Consider the following 18,825-nt stretch of genomic DNA (forward strand, 5'->3'; position numbering starts at 1 on the left):
CCGCCGTCGAGACCCACCCGCGCAGACAGCTGCGGGGTGGGTCTCGACGCGGGAGGTGAGCCTCGGCGCGCCCGGATGGGCGCTCATACCGCAGCTTCCCAGATTGGTCAAGGACTGCGCTTGCCATGTCGCACAATCGTGCGTATAGTTAGTAGTTGCGCTCGTTTCTCCCTGCCCTCATATGGTGGTCGGCATCTGTTGAGTTCCCGGGCGCACACTCCACCTGACGACAAAGGAATCGAGAAGCCCTGCGGGGCTCACGGAGGTTATTCCCTTGGCTGCTGCTCGCAACGCATCCACATCCACCACCACCAAGAACGGACGCGGAGCTTCCCGTCTTTCGTTCGCCAAGATCTCCGACACGCTGACGGTCCCTGACCTTCTCGCCCTGCAGACCGAGTCCTTCGGTTGGCTGGTCGGCAACGACGCCTGGAAGGCGCGCGTGGCCGAGGCCAAGAAGCAGGGTCGCACCGACGTCAACGAGAACAGCGGTCTGGGCGAGATCTTCGAGGAGATCTCTCCGATCGAGGACCTCGGCGAGACGATGCAGCTGTCGTTCACGAACCCCTACCTCGAGCCGGAGAAGTACTCGATCGAGGAGTGCAAGGAGCGTGGCAAGACCTACGCCGCTCCGCTGTACGTCGAGGCCGAGTTCATGAACCACCTCACGGGTGAGATCAAGACCCAGACGGTCTTCATGGGCGACTTCCCGCTCCAGACCGACAAGGGCACGTTCATCATCAACGGCTCCGAGCGCGTCGTCGTCTCGCAGCTCGTGCGCTCGCCGGGTGTCTACTTCGACAAGACCCCCGACAAGACGTCCGACAAGGACATCGTGTCGGCTCGCGTCATCCCGAGCCGTGGTGCATGGCTCGAGTTCGAGATCGACAAGCGCGACCAGGTCGGCGTGCGCGTCGACCGCAAGCGCAAGCAGTCGGTCACGGTCTTCCTCAAGGCGCTGGGCATGACCAGCGAGGAGATCCTCGCCGAGTTCGCCGGCTACACCTCGATCGAGGAGACGCTCGCGAAGGACACGATCGTCACGAAGGAAGATGCGCTCCGCGACATCTACCGCAAGCTCCGTCCGGGCGAGCAGGTCGCCGCCGAGGCCGCCCGCGCGCTCCTGGACAACTTCTACTTCAACCCGAAGCGCTACGACCTGGCCAAGGTCGGTCGTTACAAGATCAACCACAAGCTGGGCCTGGACCAGCCGCTGAACTCGTCGGTCCTGACCGTCGAGGACATCGTGGCCACGATCAAGTACCTGGTGCGTCTGCACGCCGGCACCGAGGAGACCTTCACGGGCATCCGCGGTGGCAAGAAGGCCGAGATCCGTCTCGCGACCGACGACATCGACAACTTCGGCAACCGTCGCATCCGCGCGGTCGGCGAGCTCATCCAGAACCAGGTCCGCACCGGTCTCTCCCGCATGGAGCGCGTCGTCCGCGAGCGCATGACCACGCAGGACATCGAGGCGATCACGCCGCAGACCCTGATCAACGTGCGCCCCGTCGTCGCCGCGATCAAGGAGTTCTTCGGAACGTCGCAGCTGTCGCAGTTCATGGACCAGAACAACCCGCTCGCGGGTCTGACGAACAAGCGTCGTCTGTCCGCGCTCGGCCCCGGCGGTCTCTCGCGTGACCGCGCCGGCGTCGAGGTCCGTGACGTCCACCCCTCGCACTACGGCCGCATGTGCCCGATCGAGACCCCGGAAGGCCCGAACATCGGTCTGATCGGTGCTCTCGCGACCTTCGCGCGCATCAACTCGTTCGGATTCATCGAGACCCCGTACCGCAAGGTCGTCGACGGTGTCGTGACCGAGCAGATCGACTACCTCACGGCTTCCGAAGAGGTCGACTTCAACATCGCGCAGGCCAACGCCCCGCTCGATGCCAAGGGTCGCTTCATCGAGAGCCACGTCCTGGCCCGCCCCAAGGGCGGCAGCGGCGAGGTCGACATGTTCCTCCCGGAGGACATCGGCTACATCGACGTCTCGCCGCGCCAGATGGTGTCGGTCGCGACCTCGCTCGTGCCCTTCCTCGAGCACGACGACGCACAGCGCGCCCTCATGGGTGCCAACATGCAGCGTCAGGCTGTGCCGCTGCTGCGCAGCGACTCGCCGCTCGTCGGAACCGGTATGGAGGGCTACACGGCCATCGACGCCGGTGACGTGCTCACCGCCGACAAGGCCGGTGTCGTCTCCGAGGTCTCCGCGGACCGCGTCGTCGTCATGCTCGACGAGGGTGGGACGCAGGAGTACCACCTGCGCAAGTTCGACCGCTCCAACCAGGGCACGTCGTACAACCAGAAGGTCGTCGTCAACGCCGGTGAGCGCGTCGAGGTCGGAGAGGTCATCGCTGATGGCCCCGCCACCGAGAACGGCGAGCTGGCCCTCGGAAAGAACCTCCTCGTCGCGTTCATGACGTGGGAGGGCTACAACTTCGAGGACGCGATCATCCTGAGCCAGGACCTGGTGAAGGACGACACCCTCTCCTCGATCCACATCGAGGAGTACGAGGTCGATGCCCGCGACACCAAGCTCGGCAAGGAGGAGATCACCCGTGACCTCCCCAACGTCAGCCCGGAGCTGCTGAAGGACCTCGACGAGCGCGGCATCATCCGCATCGGTGCCGAGGTCCGCCCCGGCGACATCCTCGTCGGCAAGGTCACGCCGAAGGGTGAGACCGAGCTGTCGGCCGAGGAGCGTCTGCTCCGCGCGATCTTCAACGAGAAGAGCCGCGAAGTCCGTGACACCTCGCTGAAGGTGCCCCACGGTGAGCAGGGCACGATCATCGCCGTCAAGGAGTTCAACGCCGAGGACGGCGACGACGAGCTCGGCTCGGGCGTCAACCGCCGCGTCGTGGTCTACATCGCCCAGAAGCGCAAGATCACCGAGGGTGACAAGCTCGCCGGCCGTCACGGCAACAAGGGTGTCATCGCGAAGATCCTCCCGATCGAGGACATGCCGTTCATGGCGGACGGCACCCCGGTCGACATCGTGCTGAACCCGCTCGGCATCCCCGGTCGAATGAACTTCGGTCAGGTCCTCGAGACCCACCTCGGGTGGATCGCGAAGCAGGGCTGGAAGGTCGAGGGCACCCCGGAGTGGGCGTCCCGTCTGCCGGAGCAGGCCTTCGAGGCGGCTCCCGGTACGAAGGTCGCCACCCCGGTGTTCGACGGTGCGAGCGAGGAGGAGATCGCCGGTCTCCTCGACGTGACCACCCCGACCCGCGACGGCGTGCGTCTGATCGACTCCAGCGGAAAGGCCCAGATGTTCGACGGCCGCTCCGGCGAGCCGTTCCCGGCGCCGATCTCGGTCGGCTACATGTACATTCTGAAGCTGCACCACCTGGTCGACGACAAGATCCACGCACGTTCCACGGGTCCGTACTCGATGATCACCCAGCAGCCGCTCGGTGGTAAGGCGCAGTTCGGTGGACAGCGCTTCGGTGAGATGGAGGTGTGGGCCCTCGAGGCCTACGGCGCCGCATACGCGCTCCAGGAGCTCCTCACGATCAAGTCCGACGACATCCTCGGCCGCGTCAAGGTGTACGAGGCGATCGTCAAGGGCGAGAACATCCAGGAGCCCGGCATCCCCGAGTCGTTCAAGGTGCTCATGAAGGAGATGCAGTCGCTCTGCCTGAACGTCGAGGTCCTCTCGGCCGACGGCACGCTGGTCAACCTCCGCGACACCGACGACGAGGCGTTCCGCGCCGCGGAAGAGCTCGGTATCAACATCTCCAGCCGCTTCGAGGCCGCCTCGATCGACGAGATCTAACCCTTCGGGGGCCCGGGACACGCGTCCCGGGCCCACCGAAGCAGACTTCTCAAAAAGAATTTCCGACACAGGAGAACTAGTGCTCGAGTCCACAACTTTCGATGAGCTTCGCATCGGCCTGGCGACCGCAGACCACATCCGCGCGTGGTCCTACGGCGAGGTCAAGAAGCCCGAAACCATCAACTACCGCACCCTGAAGCCGGAGAAGGATGGTCTCTTCGGAGAGCAGATCTTCGGCCCGTCCCGCGACTGGGAGTGCGCCTGCGGCAAGTACAAGCGCGTCCGCTTCAAGGGCATCGTCTGCGAGCGCTGCGGCGTGGAGGTCACCAAGAGCTCCGTCCGTCGTGAGCGCATGGGTCACATCGAGCTCGCCGCTCCCGTCACCCACATCTGGTACTTCAAGGGTGTTCCCTCGCGTCTCGGCTATTTGCTCGACATGGCGCCGAAGGACCTCGAGAAGGTCATCTACTTCGCCGCCTACATGGTCATCTCGGTCGACGAGGATGCTCGTCACCGCGACCTGGGCACGCAGGAGAACAACATCCGTCTCGAGCTGAAGACGCTCGGCGACCGCCGCGATGCCAAGATCGCGGAGCGCCTGGCCAAGCTGGAGGAGGAGCTCGCCGCTCTCGAGGCCGAGGGTGCCAAGGCCGACGCCAAGAAGAAGGTCAAGGACGCCGCCGAGAAGGAGATGTCGCTCATCCGCAAGGGTGCCGACGAGGCGATCCTGAAGCTGGAGCGCGTGTGGGAGGACTTCCGCACGCTCGAGGTCGGTGCACTGCGCCCGGAGGACGACGTCTTCCACGAGCTGCAGGACCGCTTCGGCCAGTACTTCGAGGCCTACATGGGTGCCGAGTCGATCCAGCGTCGCCTCGCGGCGTTCGACCTCGTCGCCGAGGCGGAGAACCTGCGTCTGCAGATCTCCGAGGGCAAGGGCCAGCGCAAGATCCGTGCGATCAAGCGCCTCAAGGTCGTCAGCTCGTTCCTCGAGACCGGCATGAGCCCGGCCGCGATGGTCCTCGACGTCGTCCCGGTGATCCCGCCGGAGCTCCGCCCGATGGTGCAGCTCGACGGTGGCCGCTTCGCGACCTCCGACCTGAACGACCTGTACCGCCGCGTGATCAACCGCAACAACCGTCTTCGTCGTCTGATCGACCTCGGTGCCCCCGAGATCATCGTCAACAACGAGAAGCGCATGCTGCAGGAGGCCGTCGACGCACTGTTCGACAACGGTCGCCGTGGTCGCCCGGTCACCGGTACCGGCAACCGCGCCCTGAAGTCCCTCAGCGACATGCTGAAGGGTAAGCAGGGTCGTTTCCGCCAGAACCTGCTCGGCAAGCGCGTCGACTACTCCGGCCGTTCGGTCATCATCGTCGGCCCGCAGCTGAAGCTGCACCAGTGCGGTCTGCCCAAGCAGATGGCTCTGGAGCTCTTCAAGCCGTTCGTCATCAAGCGCCTGATCGACCTCGGTCACTCGCAGAACATCAAGGCCGCCAAGCGTGCCGTCGAGCGCACCCGTCCCGAGGTCTGGGACGTGCTCGAGGAGATCATCCGTGAGCGTCCGGTTCTGCTGAACCGCGCACCCACGCTGCACCGCCTCGGCATCCAGGCGTTCGAGCCGCAGCTCGTCGAGGGCAAGGCCATCCAGCTGCACCCGCTCGTCTGCGCGGCGTTCAACGCCGACTTCGACGGTGACCAGATGGCTGTGCACCTGCCGCTGTCGGTCGAGGCTCAGGCCGAGGCCCGCGTGCTGATGCTCGCGTCGAACAACATCCTGAAGCCGTCCGACGGACGTCCGGTCACCCTGCCCTCGCAGGACATGATCATCGGTCTGCACCACCTGACCACGGTCAAGGCGGGGGCTGCCGGTGAGGGCCGTGCGTTTGGTTCGGTGGGCGAGGCGATCCTGGCCAAGGACGAGGGCACCCTCGACCTGCAGGCGAAGATCCGCATCCGCATCCCCGGTCTGACGTTCCTCGAGGGCGAAGCTCCCGAGGGCTACGAGCGCCACGGTCTCGTGGACGCCTCGCTGGGTCAGGCGATCTTCAACGACACGCTGCCGAAGGGCTACCCGTTCGTCCGCGAGCAGGCTGACAAGAACAAGCTGTCGCAGATCGTCAACAAGCTGGCCGAGGAGTACCCCAAGGTCGAGACGGCCGCTTCGCTGGACCGCATCAAGGATGCCGGTTTCTACTGGGCCACGCGCTCCGGTGTGACCGTCGCCCTGAGCGACATCCTGACGCCGCCGAACAAGGCGGAGATCGTCGCCGGCTACGAGAAGCAGGCCGCGAAGGTCCAGTCGCAGTACGAGAAGGGTCTGACGACCGACTCCGAGCGTCGCCAGGAGCTCATCAAGATCTGGACCGAGGCCACCGACGAGGTGCAGGCCGCCATGAAGGCGCACTTCCCGGAGGACAACACCATCAACCGCATGGTGTCCTCGGGTGCTCGTGGTAACTGGCTGCAGATCCGGAACATCGCCGGTATGCGTGGTCTGGTGAACAACCCCAAGGGTGAGATCATCCCGCGTCCGATCATCTCCTCGTACCGCGAGGGTCTGTCGGTTGCGGAGTACTTCATCGCGACGCACGGTACCCGTAAGGGTCTCGCCGACACCGCTCTGCGTACTGCCGACTCGGGTTACCTGACCCGTCGTCTGGTGGACGTCTCGCAGGACGTCATCATCCGCGAAGAGGACTGCGGCACGTCGAAGGGCCTCGAGCTCCCGATCGCCGCTCCGAACTCGCAGGGCGAGCTGGTGCGCGACGCGAACGTCGAGAACTCGGTTTTCGCTCGTACGCTGGCCTCCGAGGTCGTCGACAGCAAGGGCGAGGTCCTCGCCGCTGCCGGTGACGACGTGGGCGACGTGCTGATCGACAAGCTGGTCGCTGCGGGCGTCGAGAGCATCAAGGTGCGCTCGGTCCTCACGTGCGACTCCGCCGTCGGTGTCTGCGCGCAGTGCTATGGCCGTTCGCTCGCGACCGGCAAGACCGTCGACATCGGCGAGGCCGTCGGCATCATCGCGGCCCAGTCGATCGGTGAGCCCGGTACCCAGCTGACGATGCGTACCTTCCACACGGGTGGTTCGGCATCGGCGGATGACATCACGCAGGGTCTGCCCCGCGTGCAGGAGCTCTTCGAGGCGCGTACCCCCAAGGGCGCGTCGCCGATCGCCGAGGCCGATGGCCGCATCGCGATCGACGAGACCGACAAGGGCAAGAAGGTCATCCTCACGCCCGACAGCGGTGAGGAGCCGGTCATCTACCCGGTGCTGAAGCGTGCGACGCTTCTCGTCGAGGACGGCCAGCACGTCACGGTCGGTCAGCCGATCCTGGTGGGCACGCTGGACCCCAAGGAGATCATGCGTGTCATGGGTGCTCGCGAGGTGCAGCGTTACCTCGTCGGCGGCGTCCAGGGCGTGTACCGCTCGCAGGGTGTGCCGATCCACGACAAGCACATCGAGGTCATCGTCCGTCAGATGCTCCGCAAGGTCACCGTCGTCGATCACGCCGACACGACCCTGCTCCCGGGTGAGATGGTCGACCTCAAGCGCTACCAGTCGATCAACCGCGAGGCTGTGGCCGAGGGCAAGCGCCCCGCGTCCGGCCGTCCGGAGCTGATGGGTATCACGAAGGCGTCGCTCGCGACCGAGTCGTGGCTGTCGGCCGCCTCCTTCCAGGAGACGACCCGCGTGCTCACCGAGGCTGCGATGCAGGGCAAGCGCGACCCGCTGGTCGGTCTCAAGGAGAACGTCATCATCGGTAAGCTCATCCCCGCCGGAACCGGACTCTCGAAGTACCGCGACGTCACGGTCGAGGCCACCGAGGAAGCCAAGAGCGAGCGCTACCCGAACCGGATCTTCGCATCCGACGGCGCGTACGCGGACGGCGACTTCGGCTACGTCGACTTCGACGCGTTCTCGACGGACGACATCACCCCCGGTACCTACAACTGATACCGAGTGAGTGAGTGAGAAGGCCCCGGGGTTCGCCCCGGGGCCTTCTTCGTGCTCCGCTCCCGCCGCGCCGCGTGCACAGGATGCTGCCGAGTGCCCGGGATGCTGCCGAGTGCACCGCCTGTTCGCGTGGCGAAGCCGTGCGCTCGGTGCGAAGCCGTGCACTCGGCGGAATGGGGGAGGGAGAGGGAGAGGGAGGGGAGGGGCGCGATAAGGTCGGCGGGTGAGCAACCAGACCTCTCCCGCAGCATCCGTCGTCGTGATCGGTGACGCCCTGATCGACGAGATCCGCGATGGGGCGGGCGTGCGGGAGCTGGTCGGAGGCGCCGCCCTCAACGTGGCGGTCGGCCTCACGCGGCTCGGCGTCACGACGACCCTCCTCGCGATGGTGGGTGACGACGAGGCGGGCGACCACATCCGCGAGTACCTCGCCGACCACGGAGTCGCGCTCATCGCCAGCGAGGCGCCCCACGGGTCGTCGCGGGCGGTCGTGCGGCGCGCGGCGAACGGTGAGCCCGAGTACGTCTTCAACGAGGCTGCCCAGCGGCGTAGCATCCGTTACACGGCGGAGGCGCGAGCGGCCATCGAGCGCGCGGATCTCACCGTGATCAGCTGCTTCCCCTTCGATGTGCCGGCCGAGGTCGAGGCGCTCGTGGACGCGCTGGCCGGAGCCGCGGTGGCGATCGACCCGAACCCGCGGACGGGGATGCTCCACGATCGTGCCGAGTTCGTGCGCGGGTTCGAACGCCTCGTGGAAGGCGCCCAGCTCGTGAAGGTGGGCGCGGACGACGCGGCCGTGCTGTACGACGGTGACCTCGACGGGCTGCGTGCGCGTCTGCGGGCGCGTGGTGCTCGGGCCGTCGTGGCGACGGCGGGAGCGGACGGCGCGGTCCTCGAGACGGATGCCGGGGCCGTGGCGGCGCCGATCGCGGAGCTTCCCGGCCGGATCGTCGACACGGTCGGGGCAGGAGACGCGACTCTCGCCGCGGTCGCCGCCGGTCTCGTGGCGGGCGCACCCACGAGCCGCGGAGAGTGGACGGCGCTCTTGCGGCGGGCCATGGACATCGCGGCCGCGACGTGCCGCGCGGAGGGTGGCCTGCTGCGCACGCCGGAGTCGCTCGCCGATGCTGCGCGAGGAATCCACGGGAGCTGAGCACTCGATTTCACCCGCCCGGCTCTGGCGGGTATGATGATTTCTCGTGCCCCCGGTTGGCTGTTCAAGTCGGACGGGTGCGCTCTGGCGAGTTACCCAAGCGGCCAAAGGGATCTGACTGTAAATCAGACTGCTCTGCATTCGGGGGTTCGAATCCCTCACTCGCCACCAGTGAAACGCCCCCGTTGTCGGGGGCGTTTTCGTCTCCGCGATGTGGCCGGATCCGTACGGCGCGAGTGGGACTGTTGAACAGGCGATTCATCGTATACTGTGAGCGAAGTCTCAGGTTGATGGCGGGTTAGCCCGGGGCATTACCGAAGGGTATGCTCATGCAGCTCCCGTCCCGCGCGCCTTTTTCCGGTCGCCCGACCCGCCACGTTCGCACACGTCGCACGTTGCTGTCTCGCCTGAGGCGCAGCTCCGGTCAGCGCAAGCCTTGGGCGATCACGGCCCTGCTGACGCTGGTCCTCGCGACCATCGTCGTCCCCGCCGGCCCCGCGGTCGCCGCGCCGGGCGACGCGGCTGCGGTCTACCTGGCACCCTCGACGGCGGGCGCGACCATCGGATCGAACAAGGATCTCGTCGGGCCGACGGAGTGCCCCTCGAACTCGGTGCTCACCGGTGTGCAGACCGAGAACCGTCAGAACGTCGCGCCGACCAGTGCGAACTCGATCCTCGTGCGCGTCAGCATCCAGTGCGCCACTCTCGCGGTGAGCAACGCCGGGGTGATCAGCGGGACGGTCAACCCGACGTGGATCACCGGTCCGGTCTGGGATGAGAGTCGAGGAAACGTGCAGACCGGAGTCTGCCCCGCGAACACCTTCGTGCATCGGATCACCGGCACGACGTTCGTGGGCGACGGCGGGTTCCGGTGGCCGTCATCGGTGCAGATCACGTGCCGGCCGATGACGTTCGACGCGACCGGGGCGTTGCGGGTCAACCTCGCCGCGACGCCGACCGTGCTGACGATCGGCCAGAACTTCAACACCACCGGCGGACTGCAGACCCCGACCGCGCAGTGCGGCCCCGGGGGCACGACCGGCACCAGCGACATCCTCGTCCGCGGCTACCGAGCGCAGGGCGGCGGCGAGGGCTTCGACGGGTTCACTCCGTCCTGTGCGACGATCCCGGACGACTTCGGCGATGCACCGGCCACCTACGGTTCGGCCTCTCACGAGCTCAACGGCGCCACGTACCTGGGGTGGTCGGCCGATCCCGAGACGGCCATGCAGTACAGCGCCGCCGCGACCGGCGACGACCAGGTCGGCGGCACAGCGCCGAACCAGTTCATCGACGACGAGAACGGCGTGGCATCCTTCGGTCCGATCATGGCCGGTGTCACCGGCACCTACTCGGTGTCCGTGCTCACCTCGAACAAGGTCGCGGGTGTTCCGGCGACCCTCGTGGGCTGGATCGACTTCAACCGCAACGGGGTCTTCGACGCGAACGAGGGAGCATCCGTCGCGGTGCCAGCCGGAACCGCGGACGGCGCGTCGGTGACGCTGAACTGGACAGGGCTGGCCGCGCGCACCGTCGCCGGCCAGACATTCGCCCGGTTCCGCATCGCCAGCGGGACGGGACTGACGACGTCGACGCCGACCGGCGTGATCGCGCCGGGAGAGGTGGAGGACTACGCCCTCACCATCACCGCCGCACAACCGGCACTGTCCCTGGTGAAGACCGTCACACCGACCACGGTGACTGCGGCGGGGCAGGACGTCACCTACACGTTCGCGATCGCCAACACCGGCAACGTCGCCGTCTCGAACATCGGGATCACCGAGACCGCGTTCACCGGCACCGGCGCCGTGGGGCCCATCACGTGTCTGGCGACGGCTCTCGACGTCGGACAGAGTACGACCTGTTCGGCGACCTACACGACGTCTCAAGCCGACTTCGACGCCGGATCGATCACGAACACCGCGATCGCGACGGGGACCTCGGCGGCGAACACGCCGGTGCAGAGCTCGCCCGGGACGGCGGTCGTCACCGCCACGCGGGCGACATCCCTGACTGTGGTCAAGTCCGCGACCCCCTCCGGTCCGGATGACTTCACCGTCGGCCAGGTCATCGACTACTCCTTCGTCGTCACGAACACCGGAAACGTGACCGTGACGGGCCTCGCCATCGCGGAGACCGCGTTCGACGGCTCGGGCGCGATCAGCGCCGCGGTATGCCCGACGACGCCCCTGGCACCGGGCGGCCAGGCGACCTGTACGGCCACATACACGCTCACGCAGGCGGATATCGACAGCGGGTCGGTGACGAACACGGCCACGGCGACCGGCGTACCCCCGGGTTCGCTCACCCCTCCGGTCTCGCCGCCGTCGACGGTGACCGTCCCCGCCGAGTCCGCTCCGGCCATCACGATCGAGAAGACGGCCGACACGACGGAGATCACCGCTGCCGGTCAGGCGATCGCGTACTCGTTCCTGGTCACCAACACCGGCAACGTCACCTTCACCGACGTCGCCGTCGACGACGCCGACTTCAGCGGCTCCGGCCCTCTCATCGTCGACTGCCCGCGCGGCGCGGCATCGCTCGCACCCGGTGCGCAGGTGACGTGCACGGCGGACTACACCGTCACCGCCGCCGACTACACGACGGCCGCTCTCACGAACACGGCGACCGCGACCGGCACACCGCCCACCGGCGAGCCGCCCGTCGCCCCGCCGTCCACCGTCGAGATCCCGGTGATTCCGGCCCCGGCGATCACCGTCGCGAAGACCGCCGACGTGACCGAGCTCACGGCTGCCGGACAGACGGTCACCTACTCGTTCCTGGCGACCAACACCGGCAACGTGACCCTCACCGACGTGGAGGTCGCGGAGTCCGACTTCACGGGTACGGGCACGGCTCCGGTCATCGACTGTCCGGACGGTGCGGCCTCGCTCGCTCCAGGTGCGTCGGTGACGTGCGAGGCGACGTATGTCGTGACGCAGGCGGATCTGGATGCCGGTGGTGTGACGAACACCGCCACGGCGACCGGCACGCCTCCGGGCGACCTCGAGCCGCCGGTGTCCCCGCCGTCGACCGTCGAACTCCCTGCGGACTCCACACCGGCGATCACGGTGGTGAAGTCTGCGGATCCGACGTCGATCGATGCGGTCGGTGACACGGTCGCGTACGCGTTCCTGGTCACGAACACCGGCAACGTGACACTGGCCGATGTCGCCGTGACGGAGACGGCGTTCACCGGCACCGGCACGCCGCTCGCGATCGAGTGTCCGGCCGGCGCGGCATCGCTGGCGCCGGGTGCGTCGGTGACGTGCGAGGCGTCTTACACCGCGACTCAGGCTGATGTCGATGCCGGACAGGTCACCAACACGGCGACCGCGACCGGCACTCCTCCTGGTGGGCTCGAGCCGCCGGTGTCTCCGCCGTCGACCGCGATCGTCACGGTTCCCAGCACGCCGGGGATCACCGTCGTGAAGTCGGCCGACCTCACGGAGCTGACCGCAACCGGGCAGACGATCACGTATTCGTTCCTCGCGACGAACACCGGCAACGTGACGCTGACGGATGTCACGGTCACGGACACGGACTTCACGGGTACGGGCACCGCGCCTGTGGTCGAGTGCCCGGACGAGGCCGCGTCGCTGGCACCGGACGCATCGGTCACGTGCGAGGCGACGTACGTCGTGACCCAGGCGGACATCGACGCGGGTGGTGTGACCAACACGGCCACGGGCACCGGCATCCCGCCGGGAGACCTCGAGCCTCCGGTGTCTCCGCCGTCGACCGTCGAGGTCCCCGCCGTGCAGACACCCGGTGTGACCGTGGTGAAGTCCGCCGACCCGAACACCGCGGCCGACTACGACGTCGGTCAGGAGATCACCTACACGTTCGTGGTCACGAACACAGGCAACGTCACGCTCACCGATATGGAGGTGACGGAGACGGCGTTCACCGGATCCGGGCCGGCGCCGGTCATCGAGTGCCCGGCGGAGATCGCATCGCTCGCGCCCGACGCGCAGGTCATCTGCACCGCGGTCTACACCCTCACCCAGGCCGACGTGGATGCCGGGCAGCTCACGAACACGGCGACCGCGACCGGGACACCGCCCGGAGACCTCGAGCCGCCCGTGTCCCCGCCCTCCACGGTGGAGATCCCCGGTGATCCGGCCCCGGCCCTCACCGTGGTGAAGTCGGCGGACCTCACCGAGATCACTGCCGCAGGACAGACCATCGCCTACTCGTTCCTCGCGACGAACAGCGGCAACGTGACGCTCACCGATGTCGAGGTGACGGAGGCGGCGTTCACGGGCACAGGGTCGGCTCCGGTCATCGACTGTCCGGACGAAGCGGCACTGCTGGTGCCGGGTGCGTCGGTGACGTGCGAGGCGACCTATGTCGTGACGCAGGCGGACATCGATGCCGGCGGTGTGACGAACACGGCCACCGGCACCGGCACTCCGCCCACGGGTGAGCCGCCCGTGTCTCCGCCGTCGACGGTCGAGGTGCCTTCCACGTCCGCCCCGGCGATGACCGTGGTGAAGGCCGCGGACCTGACGGAGATCACGGCCGCGGGGCAGACGATCACCTATTCCTTCCTGGCGACGAACACCGGAAACGTGACGCTGACCGATGTCACCGTCACGGAGACGGCGTTCACGGGCACAGGGTCGGCTCCGGCGATCGAGTGCCCGGACGAGGCGGCTTCGCTGGCTCCGGACACGTCGATCACCTGCGAGGCGACCTATGTCGTGACCCAGGCGGACATCGATGCCGGCGGTGTGACGAACACCGCGACCGGCACCGGCACTCCGCCCACGGGGGAGCCGCCTGTGTCGCCGCCGTCGACGGTCGAGGTGCCTTCCACGTCCGCTCCGGCGATGACCGTGGTGAAGTCCGCGGACCTGACGGAGATCACGGCCGCGGGGCAGACGATCACCTACTCCTTCCTCGCGACGAACACCGGCAACGTGACGCTCGCGGATGTGACCGTCACCGACGCGGACTTCACGGGCACCGGAACCGCGCCTGTGATCGAGTGCCCGGACGAGGCGGCTTCGCTGGCTCCGGACACGTCGATCACCTGCGAGGCGACCTATGTCGTGACCCAGGCCGACATCGATGCGGGTGGTGTGACGAACACGGCCACCGGCACGGGCACTCCGCCCACCGGGGAGCCGCCGGTGTCGCCGCCGTCGACCGTCGAAGTCCCCTCGGACGCCGTCCCCGCACTCACCGTGATCAAATCGGCGGACCTCACCGAGCTCACGGCCGCGGGGCAGACGATCACCTATTCCTTCCTCGCCACGAACACCGGCAACGTGACGCTGACCGATGTCGAGGTGACCGAGACGGCGTTCACCGGCACCGGAACCGCGCCGGTCGTCGACTGTCCGGCCGCAGCGGCATCGCTGGCGCCGGATGCATCGGTGACCTGCGAGGCGACGTACGTCGTGACGCAGGCCGATATCGATGCCGGCGGGGTGACGAACACGGCCACCGGAACCGGCACTCCGCCCACGGGGGAGCCGCCCGTGTCTCCGCCGACGACCGTCGAGGTCCCGTCCGCATCCGCTCCGGCGTTGACCGTGGTGAAGTCGGCGGATCTGACGGAGATCACGGCTGCAGGCCAGACGGTCACCTATGCGTTCCTCGTGACGAACACTGGCAACGTCTCGGTCGCCGACGTCGCCGTCACGGAGACGGAGTTCACCGGCACGGGCACGGCTCCGGTGATCGAGTGTCCGGACGAGGCGGCGTCGTTGGCGCCGGACGCATCGGTGACGTGCGAGGCGACGTATGTCGTGACGCAGGCCGATATCGATGCGGGTGGTGTGACGAACACCGCGACCGCGACCGGCACACCGCCCACGGGCGAGCCCCCGGTGTCTCCGCCTTCGACGGTCGAGGTTCCTGCGACCGGCGCGCCGGCGATCACCGTGGTGAAGTCTGCGGATCCGACGTCGATCGATGCGGCTGGTGACACGGTCTCGTATGGGTTCCTGGTCACGAACACCGGCAACGTGACACTGACGGAAATCGTCGTCGCGGACACGGACTTCACCGGTATGGGGACCGCGCCTGTGATCGCGTGCCCGGACGAGGCCTCGTCGCTGGCGCCAGGGGCGTCGGTGACGTGTGAGGCGTCTTACACCGCGACTCAGGCTGATGTCGATGCCGGACAGGTCACCAACACGGCGACCGCGACCGGCACTCCTCCCGGGGATCTCGAGCCGCCGGTGTCTCCGCCGTCGACCGCGATCGTCACGGTCCCCAGCACCCCCGGGATCACCGTCGTGAAGTCGGCCGACCTCATCGAGATCACCGCTGCCGGGCAGACGATCACGTATTCGTTCCTCGCGACGAACACCGGCAACGTGACCCTGACGGATGTCACCGTCACGGACACGGACTTCACCGGTTCCGGAACCGCGCCTGTGGTCGAGTGCCCGGACGAGGCCGCGTCACTGGCACCGGACGCATCGGTCACGTGCGAGGCGACCTACGTCGTCACGCAGGCGGACATCGACGGGGGTGGTGTGACGAACACCGCCACCGGCACCGGCACCCCGCCGTCGGGGGAGCCACCCGTGTCTCCGCCGTCCACCGTCGAGGTCCCGGCCACGTCGGCCCCGGCGCTCACCGTGGTGAAGTCGGCGGATCTCACGGAGCTGACCGCTGCCGGGCAGACGATCACCTACTCGTTCCTGGCGACGAACAGCGGCAACGTCACGCTCACCGACATCGTGGTGACGGAGACGGACTTCACCGGTACCGGCATCGCGCCCGTGATCGAGTGTCCGGACGAGGCGGCGTCGTTGACGCCGGGTGCCTCCATCACGTGCGAGGCGACCTACGTCGTGACCCAGGCTGACATCGACGGGGGTGGTGTGACGAACACCGCCACCGGCACCGGCACCCCGCCGACGGGGGAGCCGCCCGTGTCTCCGCCGACGACCGTCGAGGTCCCGTCCACGTCCGCCCCGGCGATCACCATCGTCAAGACGGCCGATGTGGTCGAGATCACCGCAGCGGGACAGACCGTCACGTATGCGTTCCTGGCCACCAACACCGGCAACGTGACGCTCGCCGACGTCGCCGTCACAGAGACGGCCTTCACCGGCACCGGGACGGCACCCGTCATCGAGTGCCCGGACGAGGCGGCGTCGCTGGCGCCGGAGGCATCGGTGACCTGTGAGGCGACCTATGTCGTGACCCAGGCCGACATGGACGCCGGCGGGGTGACGAACACCGCCACCGCGACCGGGACACCGCCCACGGGTGAGCCCCCGGTGTCCCCGCCGTCCACCGTCGAGGTTCCGGCGACGGCCACCCCGGCGATCACGGTGGTGAAGTCGGCGAGCCCCAACACTCCGGACGCCTATCAGGTCGGCCAGGAGATCACCTACTCCTTCGTCGTCAGCAACACGGGCAACGTCACCCTCGCGGACATCACCGTGACCGAAGGCGACTTCTCCGGGACGGGCGACATGTCCGCGATCGAGTGTCCGGACGGCGCCGCCTCCCTGGCGCCGAGCGCGCAGGTGACCTGCACGGCGACGTACGTCCTCACCCAGGAGGACGTCGATGCGGGGGAGGTGACGAACTCGGCGACGGCGACGGGCACCCCGCCCGGGGACCTCGAGCCGCCCGTCTCACCGCCGTCCGAGACGCAGGTTCCCGTGCTGCCGGCTCCCGCGATCAGCGTCGTGAAGTCCGCGACGCCCGCGACGATGACGTCCGTGGGGCAGGTGCTCACCTACTCGTTCGTGGTCACGAACACGGGCAACGTCACTCTCGGCGACGTCACCGTCGAGGACACCGACTTCTCCGGCGAGGGGGAGCTGTCGATGATCGCGTGCCCGGTGGCGACGGAGAGCATGCTGCCCGGCCAGACCGTCACCTGCACCGCCGACTACACCACGACGCAGGCGGATGTCGACGCGGGGCTGCTGACGAACACCGCGACCGCGACCGGCACTCCGCCGTCCGGAGAGCCGCCCGTCTCGCCGCCCTCGACCGTGGAGGTGCCGTTCGACGGCACGGACTCCCTGTCCATCGAGAAGCGCGCGACGAGCGTCGACGTGAACCACGACGGCGTCGTCGACCTCGGCGACCGTGTCGAGTGGACGATCGTCGTGAGGAACACGGGAGCGCAGACGATCAGCGACATCGTGGTGTCCGATCCCACCGCCGGCGCCGTCACCTGTCCGTCCACCGCACTCGGCTCGGGCGCGCAGATGACCTGTACGGTCCCCGCGCACACGATCACGGCCGGCGACGTCCGTCGTGGAGAGGTGCGGAACGTGGCGACGGTGACGGGGGACAGCCCCACCGGTGATCCGGTGGATCCGCCGTCCTCGCGGGCGACGACGGCGATCTCTCCGACGCCTCCGCCCGCTCTCGCCGGCACCGGCGGTGCGCTGTCGACCGGTCTGCTGCTGGGAGGGCTGCTCCTGCTCTTCGGCGCGGCGGTCATCCCGGTCGCCCGGCGACGCCGCCTGTCCCAGAACTAGAGCATCTCTGCGGTGGGCGCTGACCGTGCCCGCCGCAGAGGCGCTCCCGCACGAAAGGTTGTTGTCATGGCACCAGTCCGAAGAGGGGTGACAGCGGTCGGGATGACGGCCGTCATCCTCGGCGCCGCCTTCCTCACCGTCGGGTGCACGCCCGCGCCCGTCCGCCCCGACCCCAGCCCGTCGGCATCCGTCGCCGCCGGCGTCCAGCTCCCGGGGGAGAAGGCGGGTGTGGTCGGGGAGACGTCGTTGCCGACGGACATCCCCGACTCCCCGGAGGCTCGGGCCAGCACGCAGATCACCTCCTGCACCGCGACAAACGACGGGTGGGCCGCGGAGGGGACCGTGCGGAACCCGACCGACGCGGATGCCTCCTACGTCGTGACGGTCTTCTTCACGAGCGCCGCCGCGACCGTCGTCGGCACCGGACAGAAGAGCGTCGACGTCGCCGCGGGCGCCGAGGCGACCTGGTCCGTCGCCGCAGAGTTCACCGCCCCGGACGAGACTCTCTGCGCTCTCCGTGCCGTGGGGTGAGGGGATGACGCGAGAAGGGCGGATGCCGGGAGTTCACCCGGCATCCGCCCTTCTGGTTCAGCGGTGGTGCTGCTCGATCAGTTGAACTCGAGCGGGTGCGTGCCGACGCGGCCCGAGCCGTCGAGCGGGTCGAGGGCGTCGATGGCGGCGATCTCGGCGTCGGTCAGCTCGAAGCCGAACACGTCGAAGTTCTCGACCATGCGCTCCTTGCGGGTCGACTTCGGGAACACGATGATCCCCTTCTGCAGGTGCCAGCGGATGACGGCCTGCGCCGGGGTGACGCCGTGCGCCTCGGCGGCCGCGACGACGGCGGGGTTCTCGAACAGCGGGTACTTGCCCTGGCCGAGGGGGCCCCACGACTCGATCTTCATGCCCTTGTCGGCACCCCACGCGAGCACATCGCGCTGCTGGTAGGCCGGGTGCAGCTCGATCTGGTCGACGGCGGGGACGATGCCGGTCTCGGCGACGAGGCGGTCGAGGTGTTCGGGCAGGTGGTTCGAGACGCCGATGGAGCGCGAGAGGCCGGCGTCGCGGATCTCGATGAGCTTCGTCCAGGCGTTGACGAACGTGTTCTTCTCGGGGGTGGGCCAGTGCGTCAGGTACAGGTCGACGAAGTCGAGGCCGAGCTTGTCGAGGCTCTCGCGGATGGCGTCGTGCGGCTGCTCGCCGGACTGACGGTCGTTCCAGAGCTTGGTGGTGATGAAGAGCTCGTCGCGCGGGATCCCGCTCTTCGCGATCGCGGCGCCGACCCCTTCCTCGTTCTTGTAGATCGCGGCCGTGTCGATGTGACGGTAGCCGACCTCGAGAGCCTCGGAGACGGCCTTCTCGGCCTCATCGGCGGGCACGAGGAAGACACCGAAACCCAGCTGCGGGATGGTGAAGCCAGAGTTCAGGGTGATGGTGGGAACTGTCATGTGTCTTAGCCTAGGAACCTTAC

6 protein-coding genes and 1 tRNA gene are annotated in these 18,825 nt (G+C 67.9%); 6 read left to right on the forward strand and 1 reads right to left on the reverse strand.

All coding sequences use genetic code 11. The features are described 5' to 3' along the window. Window positions 1–274 precede the first annotated feature (274 nt). From MME74_RS04205 to MME74_RS04230, 6 genes are all read left to right on the forward strand, one after another. Entirely contained in the window at window positions 275–3,778 is a 3,504-nt protein-coding gene (locus MME74_RS04205; protein ID WP_267417460.1) for a DNA-directed RNA polymerase subunit beta, read from the forward strand. A 79-nt stretch (window positions 3,779–3,857) separates the two neighbouring features. Then, entirely contained in the window at window positions 3,858–7,733 is a 3,876-nt protein-coding gene (gene rpoC / locus MME74_RS04210; protein ID WP_267417461.1) for a DNA-directed RNA polymerase subunit beta', read from the forward strand. A 223-nt stretch (window positions 7,734–7,956) separates the two neighbouring features. After that, entirely contained in the window at window positions 7,957–8,886 is a 930-nt protein-coding gene (locus MME74_RS04215; RefSeq protein WP_267417462.1) for a PfkB family carbohydrate kinase, read from the forward strand. Between the two features lie 86 nt (window positions 8,887–8,972). Beyond that, window positions 8,973–9,057, forward strand: a tRNA-Tyr gene (locus MME74_RS04220). A gap of 224 nt (window positions 9,058–9,281) precedes the next feature. Further along, window positions 9,282–17,357, forward strand: coding sequence for a DUF7507 domain-containing protein (locus MME74_RS04225; protein ID WP_267417463.1), 8,076 nt, complete (start codon window positions 9,282–9,284; stop codon window positions 17,355–17,357). A 66-nt stretch (window positions 17,358–17,423) separates the two neighbouring features. Then, window positions 17,424–17,888: a hypothetical protein gene (locus MME74_RS04230; RefSeq protein WP_267417464.1), complete on the forward strand. Its 465-nt coding sequence runs from the start codon at window positions 17,424–17,426 to the stop codon at window positions 17,886–17,888. Between the two features lie 77 nt (window positions 17,889–17,965). On the opposite strand, the gene MME74_RS04235 is transcribed toward MME74_RS04230, so the two are convergent. Further along, window positions 17,966–18,802 (reverse strand): aldo/keto reductase, encoded by an 837-nt coding sequence (locus MME74_RS04235; RefSeq protein ID WP_267417465.1) that lies wholly within the window; start codon window positions 18,800–18,802, stop codon window positions 17,966–17,968. Window positions 18,803–18,825: the final 23 nt, after the last annotated feature.

It is taken from the genome of Microbacterium oxydans (genome assembly GCF_026559675.1).
Taxonomy (GTDB): Bacteria; Actinomycetota; Actinomycetes; order Actinomycetales; family Microbacteriaceae; genus Microbacterium; species Microbacterium oxydans_D.